Annotated in this window: 8 protein-coding genes; 7 read left to right on the forward strand and 1 reads right to left on the reverse strand. The window is 69.8% G+C overall.

Annotated features, from left to right (window positions below; genetic code table 11):
* Positions 1-253: 253 nt before the first annotated feature.
* From FHD68_RS15950 to FHD68_RS15980, 7 genes are read left to right on the forward strand one after another with little or no spacing between them, the layout of a single operon-like run.
* A complete protein-coding gene (locus FHD68_RS15950; RefSeq protein WP_127898035.1) occupies positions 254-3,151 on the forward strand; it encodes a monovalent cation/H+ antiporter subunit A in 2,898 nt (965 codons plus the stop codon).
* Positions 3,151-3,498 carry a Na+/H+ antiporter subunit C gene (locus FHD68_RS15955; protein ID WP_045983165.1) on the forward strand — a complete coding sequence of 116 codons (348 nt, stop codon included), beginning with the start codon at positions 3,151-3,153 and terminating at the stop codon, positions 3,496-3,498. Before FHD68_RS15950 ends, FHD68_RS15955 begins: the two co-directional genes overlap by 1 nt.
* Positions 3,495-5,135, forward strand: coding sequence for a monovalent cation/H+ antiporter subunit D (locus FHD68_RS15960; RefSeq protein ID WP_127898034.1), 1,641 nt, complete (start codon positions 3,495-3,497; stop codon positions 5,133-5,135). Before FHD68_RS15955 ends, FHD68_RS15960 begins: the two co-directional genes overlap by 4 nt.
* Entirely contained in the window at positions 5,135-5,620 is a 486-nt protein-coding gene (locus FHD68_RS15965) for a Na+/H+ antiporter subunit E (protein ID WP_046000366.1), read from the forward strand. Before FHD68_RS15960 ends, FHD68_RS15965 begins: the two co-directional genes overlap by 1 nt.
* On the forward strand, positions 5,617-5,898 hold the full coding sequence (locus FHD68_RS15970) for a K+/H+ antiporter subunit F (RefSeq protein WP_045983163.1): 282 nt from the start codon (positions 5,617-5,619) through the stop codon (positions 5,896-5,898). Before FHD68_RS15965 ends, FHD68_RS15970 begins: the two co-directional genes overlap by 4 nt.
* Entirely contained in the window at positions 5,895-6,260 is a 366-nt protein-coding gene (gene mnhG, locus FHD68_RS15975) for a monovalent cation/H(+) antiporter subunit G (RefSeq protein ID WP_045983162.1), read from the forward strand. Before FHD68_RS15970 ends, mnhG begins: the two co-directional genes overlap by 4 nt.
* A complete protein-coding gene (locus FHD68_RS15980; protein WP_045983161.1) occupies positions 6,257-7,378 on the forward strand; it encodes an AI-2E family transporter in 1,122 nt (373 codons plus the stop codon). Before mnhG ends, FHD68_RS15980 begins: the two co-directional genes overlap by 4 nt.
* On the opposite strand, the gene FHD68_RS15985 is transcribed toward FHD68_RS15980, so the two are convergent.
* On the reverse strand, positions 7,375-8,536 hold a 1,162-nt coding region (locus FHD68_RS15985; RefSeq protein WP_139086216.1), incomplete at its 5' end, for an ABC transporter permease. The genes FHD68_RS15980 and FHD68_RS15985 overlap by 4 nt on opposite strands.

The following is an 8,536-nucleotide window of genomic DNA, read 5'->3' on the forward strand; positions in this document are numbered from 1 at the left end:
CCGCCCTGCCCGCGCCCGCGGCCCTCCGCTGGCCTGACCCGCGCCCGCGGACGCCTGCTGTCCTGACCCGCGGCCGATGGCTCCGCGGCCGCCCCCACAGAGGTGATCCCGGACGGATCGTGCCGCGGCACGGCCGCATCGCATGCGCCGTCCCGTCATCACCCGCATCTTGCCGCATTCCCCCGACGCCCGCATGATCTCGCCTGGGATCCTGCCCCGCCCTGTATGCCGCCCCAGCGAAGGACCGCCCTTGATGATCACCCCCACCGCCCTTGCGCAGCAGAACCTTCTGGTGCTGCTGGCGGTCCTGCCCTTCCTGTCCGCGCTTCTGCTGATCAGCGTCTCGGGGCGCGCGGCGGGGATTCTGGCGGGCATCACGATGCTGGCCGGAATCGCGCTGTCAGCGGGGCTGGGGGGACCCGTGATGTCGGGCGAGGTGCTGCGCGCATCGCTGGACTGGGTGCCGTCGGCGGGGCTGTCGCTGTCGCTGCGGATGGACGGGTTCGCCTGGATGTTCGCGACGCTGGTCAGCGCGATCGGCCTGCTGGTCGTCGTCTATGCCCAGGTCTACATGGCGGGCAAGGACCGCCTGCCGCGCTTCTTCGCACTGCTGATGGCGTTCACCGGCGCGATGCAGGGCATCCTTCTGTCGGGCAACCTGCTGATGCTGGTGGTGTTCTGGGAGCTGACATCGGTCGTGTCGTTCCTGCTGATCGGGTTCTGGCACCAGGGCCAGGCGGCACGCGACGGCGCGCGCACCGCGCTGCTGATCACCGCGATGGGCGGGCTGTGCCTGCTGCTGGCAATGCTGATGCTGGGCCATGTCGTGGGCAGCCACGATCTGGACGTGGTGCTGGCCGCGGGGCCGCAGGTGCGCGAACACCCGATGTACGGCGCGATCCTGGCGCTGTTCCTGCTGGGCGCGTTCACAAAGTCGGCGCAGGTGCCGTTCCACTTCTGGCTGCCCGGCGCGATGTCGGCGCCGACCCCGGTCTCGGCCTTCCTGCACAGCGCCACGATGGTCAAAGCCGGGGTGTTCCTGCTGATCCGCTTCTCTCCCGTCCTGGGCGGGACCGAGGCGTGGTTCCTGGCCGTGACCGGCATCGGCATGGCGACCTTCCTGACCGGCGGGGTGATCGCGCTGTTCCGCCACGACCTCAAGGGGTTGCTGGCCTATTCGACGATCAGCCATCTGGGCCTGATCACCGCGCTGGCCGGCATCGGCAGCCAGGGCGCGATCCTGGCCGCGATCTTTCACATCTGCAATCACGCGGTCTTCAAGGCGTCGCTGTTCATGACCGCGGGCATCATCGACCACCAGACCGGCACGCGCGACCTGCGCAAGCTGGGGGGCCTCGCGCGCGTGATGCCCTTCACCGCGACCCTGGCAATTATCGCATCCGCCGCGATGGCGGGCGTGCCGCTGCTGAACGGCTTTCTGTCCAAGGAGATGTTCCTGGCCGAAGCCGTCGCCTGGCACAACGGCAGCTGGCTGGACGACAGCCTGCCCTATCTGGCGGTCGTGGCCAGCGCGTTTTCCGCCGCCTATGCGATCCGGTTCATCGCGTCGGTGTTCTTCGGTCCGCTGCCCGACGCCCTGCGCGGCCGCGTGTCCGAGGCGCCGGTCCTGCTGCGCCTGCCCGTCAGCCTGCTGGCCGCGGCCTGCCTGGCGGTGGGCATCCTGCCCGCGCCGGTGATCGGCCCCGTCATCAACCGCGCCGCGCGCGCCGTGCTGGGGCCCGACCTGCCCTATTACGACATCGCGATCTGGCACGGGGTCAATGCGGCGCTGATGCTCAGCCTGGTGTCCCTGGGCGTGGGCACGCTTATCTATGCGATGACCCGGACCCGCATCCCCCTGGGCCCCGAAGGCCCGCCCCTGCTGTACCGCCTGCGCGGGCAGCGCGTCTTCGACCGGCTTATGCTGAAGGGGGCGTGGGTCCTGCCCCGCCGCGTGCTGGGCAGGCTGGCGACCGAACGGCTGCAGCCGCAGCTGCGCCTGCTGGTGGCGGTCGCGCTGTTTCTGGCCGTCGCGGCCATCGGCGCGCGGTTCCCCTGGGCACCCCCGGCGCGGGTGACCGATTTCAGCCCGGCATTCGCGCTGATGTGGCTGATCGGCGGGGCCTGCGCGGTGGGGGCGGCGTGGCAGGCCAAGTACCACCGCTTTGCCGCGCTGGCGATGCTGGGCGGCGCGGGTCTGGTCACCTGCCTGACCTTCGCCTGGCTGTCGGCCCCCGACCTTGCCGTGACCCAGCTGCTGGTCGAGGTGGTGACCACGGTCCTGCTGCTGCTGGGCCTGCGCTGGCTGCCCCAACGCCGGGCGGGCCTGCCCGAGGACAACCTGGCATCCGCGCGCAGGCGGCGGATGCGCGACCTGGTGATGGCCGTCGCGGGCGGGTCGGGCATCGCCCTGGTGGCGCATTCCGTGATGACACGGCCGCTGGTCCCGAACGTGGGCGACTGGTTCCTGGCCAACGCCTATTACGAAGGCGGCGGCACCAATGTGGTGAACGTCATCCTGGTCGATTTCCGCGCCTTCGACACGTTCGGAGAGATCGCCGTTCTGGCGATCGTGGGCCTGACCGTCTATTCGCTGCTGCGCCGGTTCCGCCCCGCCCCCGAAAGCGTGGACCAGCCCAACCAGCAGCAGGCCACCAGCCAGCAGGCGCTGGACGACTACCTGATGGTGCCGTCGGTCATCATGCTGTGGATGTTCCCGGTGCTGATCATGGTCGCGGCCTATTTCTTCTTCCGCGGCCATGACCTGCCGGGCGGCGGCTTCGCCGCGGGCGTGACCATGGCCATCGCCTTCCTGCTGCAATACCTGGCCACCAATGTGCGTTGGGTCGAGGCGCGGCTGACCATCCTGCCGATCCGCTGGATGGGCATCGGCCTGCTGATCGCGGTGGGCACGGGGATGGGGTCGTGGATCTTCGGCTATCCCTTCCTGTCGGCCCATGCCCGCTATGTCTCGATCCCGCTGATTGGGAACGTGCCCGCCGCGACCGCGCTGCTGTTCGACCTGGGGGTCTTTGCCCTGGTCGTGGGCGCGACGGTGCTGATGCTGATCGCCATCGCCCACCAGTCCCTGCGCGCCGCGCGCCTGCGCGAACAGGACGACGCTGCCCCAGCCACGAAGGAGATCCGCTGATGGAGATCGTGCTGTCCCTGGCCATCGGCGTTCTGTCGGCGTCGGGCATCTGGCTGATCCTGCGCCCGCGCAGCTTCCAGGTCATCGTCGGGCTGTGCCTGCTGTCCTATGCGGTGAACCTGTTCATCTTTTCCATGGGGCGCCTGACGCTGTCGGCGCCCGCGATCATGCCCAAGGGCGGCTTCGTCGATCCGACCCGCTATGCCGACCCGCTGCCCCAGGCGCTGGTCCTGACCGCCATCGTCATCAGCTTTGCCACCACGGCGCTGTTTCTGGTCGTGCTGATCGCCTCGCGCGGGTTCACCGGCACCGACCATGTCGACGGCCGCGAGAGAGAGCAGCCATGAGCCAGCACCTGATCATCGCCCCGATCCTGATCCCCTTCGTCGCCGGCGCGCTGATGCTGCTTTATGACGACCGCCAGCGCGCGGCGAAATTCTGGCTCAGCCTGATCGCGACCGGGCTGACCCTCGCGGTGGCGGTGGCGCTGCTGATGCGCGCCAAGCTGGGCGCGTCCGAAGGGGCCGAGAACATCGGCTTCTACCTGCTGGGGGACTGGGCCGCGCCGATGGCGATCGTCCTGGTGCTGGATCACCTGGCGGCGATGATGCTGCTGCTGACATCGGTGCTCGCGCTGGCGTCGCTGGTCTATGCGCGGGCGTCCTGGCATCGGCAGGGGCAGCATTACTTTTCGCTGTTCCAGTTCCTGCTGGTCGGTCTGAACGGCGCGTTCCTGACCGGCGACCTGTTCAACCTGTTCGTCTTTTTCGAGGTGCTGCTTGCCGCGTCCTACGGCCTGCTGCTGCACGGGTCGGGACAGGTGCGGGTCCGCGCGGGCCTGCATTACATCGCGATCAACCTGGCGGCGTCCCTGCTGCTGCTGCTGGGGATCAGCCTGATCTATGGCGTGACGGGCACGCTGAACATGGCGCATCTGGCCAGCATGATGCCCGACATCGATGCCGCCAACCGGCCCCTGTTGCAGATGGGCCTGGCGCTGATGGGGGTGGCCTTCCTGGTCAAGGCGGGCATATGGCCGCTGTCCTTCTGGCTGCCCAACGCCTACATGGCCGCCGCCGCGCCGGTGGGCGCGATGTTCGCGATCATGACCAAGGTGGGCATCTATGCGATCCTGCGCCTGACGATGCTGCTGTTCGCGGCCGGATCGGGCCCGTCTGCGGGGCTGGGCGCGGGGCTGCTGATCGGGCTGGGCATGACCACGGTCGTCTTCGGCATGCTGGGCGTGCTGGCGTCGCAAAGCCTGGGGCGGATCGCGGCGCATGCGGTGGTCCTGTCGTCGGGCACCATGCTGGCCGTGACCGGGCTGGCGCTGGCGGGGGGCGGGGAATGGATGCTGGCGGGCGCTCTGCATTACATGGTCGCGTCGACCCTGGCCGCGGGCGCCCTGTTCCTGATGGTCGAGCCGATGTCGCGCGACGACGGCGGCATCGCCGCCATGCTGGCGCTGACGGCCGAGATCTATGGCGCCAAGGCCGACCTGCCGTCCGACGACGACGGCCCGGACGGCCCCGCCATCGCCGCGGGCCCCGCCCTGCTGGCGGCGTGCTTTGCGCTGTGCCTGCTGGCGCTGGCAGGGTTGCCGCCGATGCCCGGCTTCATCGGCAAGCTGACGATGATCCAGGGCGTCTTCGACACGGCCGATACCAGCCCCTGGCTGGGCTGGGCCTTCGTCGCGCTGCTGCTGGTATCGGGCTTTGCCACGCTGATCGGGCTGGCGCGGATCGGCATCCAGACCTTCTGGGCCAATGACGACCGCGATTCCCCCGTCATGGCGATGGAGATCGCCCCGATCATGGCCCTGATCGCCGTTCTGGCCGTGATCAGCATCGAATCCGAGGCCGTGCTGCGCTATACCGACCGCACCGCGCAGGCGCTGCACCAGACGTCGCGCTATGCCCAGGGCGTGCTGACCGCGCCCCGTGCCGACGACGCGCAGCCGCCCACCCCAGAGGACGTTCCATGATGACCCGGCTTGTCCCCTATCCCGTCCAGTCGGGCCTGCTGACGCTGCTGTGGATGGTGATGACGCGGTTCTCGCTTGGTCACCTGCTGCTGGGGGGCGCGCTGGCGCTGCTGGCGGGCTGGGCGATGTCGTCGCTGCACCCCGAACGGGCCACGCCGCGCAACTGGCGCGTGGTGCCGCGGCTGATCGCCACGCTGTTCGGCGACATCGTCCGGTCGAACATCCGCGTGGCGCGGCTGATCCTGACCGAGGGGCGGTCGGGCCGCCGCTCGGCCTTCCTCGAGGTGCCGCTGCAGCTGCGCAGCCCGACCGGGCTGGCGGTGCTGTCGATCATCCTGACCGCCACGCCCGGCACCGCCTGGATCGAATATTCCCACGACCGCCAGACGCTTGTTCTGCATGTCTTCGACGGCGCCGAGACCGACCATTACCTGCATGTCATCCGCGACGTGTATGAACCCATGCTGCAGGAGATCTTCGAATGAGCGGCACGATCCTGACCTTTGCCATCGGCTACGCCCAGGTGGTCCTGGCCCTGGCGGGCTGCCTGGCGGGCCTGCGCATCCTGCGCGGTCCCCGCGCCCAGGACCGGGTGCTGGCCCTTGACACGCTGTATATCGCGGTGATGCTGCTGTTCCTGGTCACCGGGATGCGTCTTGGCTCACTGTACCTGTTCGAGGCCGCGATGGTCATCGCGGTGATGGGGTTCGTGGCCTCCATCGCGCTAGCCAAGTTCCTGTTCCGCGGAGAGGTGATCGAATGAGCCCGCTTGACGACATCCCCCTGTGGCTGGCCATTCCGGTGGCGGGGCTGGTGATGCTGGGTGCGACGCTGACGCTGATCGGGGCCTGGGGGTTCTTGCGGATGAACAGCTTCTATGACCGGCTGCATGCGCCGACGCTGGCCTCCAGCTGGGGGACGGGCGGGGTGATCCTGGGGTCGGCGCTGCTGGCCAGCTTTCAGCAGGGGCGCCCGATCCTGCATGAGCTGATGGTGGGTCTGGGCATCATGACGACGGTTCCCGTCACGCTGATGCTGCTGGGCCGCGCCGCCCTGCACCGCGACCGGGCCGAGGGCACGCTGCCCCCCGCCCCTGGCGACGACCACCCGGAGACGCGCGAATGACCCCAGGGGCCGACCGCAACGCCGTTCCCCGTCCGGCGCCGCGCCCGCTGGTCACCGACCTGTCGGCCGCGCGCTGGCTGCTGCTGGGGATCCTTGCGGCGTCGATCTATTTCTTCCACGGCTTCCTGATCCCGGTCCTGGCCGCGACGATCATCTGCGTGGCCAGCTGGCGCATCCGCGAGCGCCTGGCACAGCGCAGCGGGCCGACGCTGGCCGCGACGCTGCTGGTGCTGGCGATCCTGTGCATCCTGGTGGTGCCGCTGCTGATGGCGCTGACCTATGCGGCGGCCGAACTGCGCGTCTGGATCCTGTGGGCGGGCAACGTGAACGCCATGGGCGAGGCCACGCCCCCCTGGATCGCCGACATCCCCCGCGTTGGGCCGTGGCTGGACCAGCAATGGCGCACCTATATCGGTCAGCCCGGCGCGATCAGCCAGCTGGTCCAGGCGGTGACCGGGTCGAACATCTATTCCGTCTATCGCGGCATCCTGACCGCGGGATCGACCGCGTTCCACTTCATGTTGAACCTGCTGTTCACGTTGATCGCGCTGTTCGTCTTCTATCGCGACGGCGAACGCATCGTGGCGCAGCTGGACCGCGTGGGCGCGCGCATCCTGCCCGGCCGCTGGTCGCACATGTCGCGCGTGGTCCCCGCCACGATCAGCGCGACCGTCACCGGCATGACCCTGATCGCCATCGGCGAGGGGGTGATCCTGGGCACGGCCTATTGGCTGGCGGGGGTGCCCTCGCCGGTGTTCTTCGGGGTCGTGACCGGGTTCATGGCGCTGATCCCGGGCGGGGCGCCACTGTCCTTCACGCTGATCTCGGCCTATCTGGTGTTCAGCGGAACGCCGGTCGCGGGCGCCGCGCTGTTCCTGTGGGGCACGGTCGAGCTGTTCATCGTGGACAAGACCATCCGCCCCGTGCTGATCGGCGGACCGGTCAAGCTGCCGTTCCTGGCCACCTTCTTCGGGCTGATCGGCGGGATCAAGACGATGGGCCTGGTGGGCCTGTTCGTGGGGCCGGTGCTGATGGCGCTGCTGATGTCGATCTGGCGGGAATGGCAGCGCGACGTGTCCCAGCCCGCGGCCCCCCTGCCCGGTCCCGTCGACCCCTAGTCCTGCGCCCGCAGGACCTGTGCGGGCCGCGCGGCCAGCGGGCGCCACGCAAAGGCCAGCCCCGCCACGACGGTCGCGGCGATACCGCCCGCCACGATGGGCAGCGCCGAGCCCATGTCGAACCGATAGGGCACGTCCATCACGAAGCGGCTGACCGCCCATCCCGCGAGGCCCCCGCCCAACAGCGCGACCAGCCCCGCCGCCGCCCCCATCAGCGCCTGGCGCAGCGCAAAGCTGCCCAGGATCAGCGCGCGCGACGCGCCGAGCGTCTTCAGGATCGCGGCCTCATAGACGCGCGCGCGTTCGCCCGCCGCCGCAGCCCCGATCAGCACGACGAAGCCGGTGACCAGCGTGGCCCCCGCCGCCCAGGCCACCGCCGCCGCGATCCCCGCCAGGGCGTCGGAGGCGCGGTCGATAGCCTCGGCCACGGGGACGACGGTGATGTTCGGAAAGCGGTTGCCCAGATCGCGCAGGATCTGCGCCTCGGCCGCCGGATCGGCATAGACGGTGGCGATGTGGGTATGCGGCGCGCCCGCCAGCGCGCCGGGGTTCAGCGCCATGACGAAGCCGATGCCCGCGTCGCTGAAATCGACCACCCGCAGGTTGGCGATGGTCGCGGTGATGTCGCGGCCCAGGATGTTGACGGTGACGGTGTCGCCCAGGTCCAGGCCGATCTCGGTCGCGATCTCCTCGGACAGGCTGACCAGCGGGGGGCCGGCGTAATTCTGGGGCCACCAGTCGCCGCGGGTGATCTGGGTGCCCGGCGGCGGGGTCGCGGCATAGGTGATGCCCCGGTCGCCGCGCAGCACCCAGTGATCGCCCGCGACCTCGCGCGCGGGGCGGCCGTTCAGCTGCGTGACGATGCCGCGCAGCATCGGCGCGGTCTGCACGTCGCCGACCAGCGGATCGTCCCGCAGCCGGGTCAGGAACGGGTCCAGTTGATCGGGCTGGATGTCCAGGAAGAAATAGCTGGGCGCACGTTCGGGCAGTTCGGTCGCGATGGCCTGGCGCAGGTTCGACGACACCTGCCCCACCGCCGCCAGCACCGTCAGGCCCAGGCCCAGGGACAGGATCACCGACAGCGCCTCGCTGCGCGGCCCGCCGATGGCTGCCAGCGCAAGCCGCAGCGCGGGTCTGCGCCGCGCCAGGCGCGCCCCC

This window comes from Paracoccus marcusii (assembly GCF_006151785.1).
Taxonomy (GTDB): Bacteria; Pseudomonadota; Alphaproteobacteria; order Rhodobacterales; family Rhodobacteraceae; genus Paracoccus; species Paracoccus marcusii.

What these genes read in the sequence shown, in the direction of transcription:
- FHD68_RS15970 (WP_045983163.1), top strand. Translation starts at nt 5,617, where the DNA reads ATGAGCGGCACGATCCTGACCTTTGCCATCGGCTACGCCCAGGTGGTC.
- FHD68_RS15965 (WP_046000366.1), top strand. Translation starts at nt 5,135, where the DNA reads ATGACCCGGCTTGTCCCCTATCCCGTCCAGTCGGGCCTGCTGACGCTG.
- FHD68_RS15960 (WP_127898034.1), top strand. Translation starts at nt 3,495, where the DNA reads ATGAGCCAGCACCTGATCATCGCCCCGATCCTGATCCCCTTCGTCGCC.
- mnhG (WP_045983162.1), top strand. Translation starts at nt 5,895, where the DNA reads ATGAGCCCGCTTGACGACATCCCCCTGTGGCTGGCCATTCCGGTGGCG.
- FHD68_RS15955 (WP_045983165.1), top strand. Translation starts at nt 3,151, where the DNA reads ATGGAGATCGTGCTGTCCCTGGCCATCGGCGTTCTGTCGGCGTCGGGC.
- FHD68_RS15980 (WP_045983161.1), top strand. Translation starts at nt 6,257, where the DNA reads ATGACCCCAGGGGCCGACCGCAACGCCGTTCCCCGTCCGGCGCCGCGC.
- FHD68_RS15950 (WP_127898035.1), top strand. Translation starts at nt 254, where the DNA reads ATGATCACCCCCACCGCCCTTGCGCAGCAGAACCTTCTGGTGCTGCTG.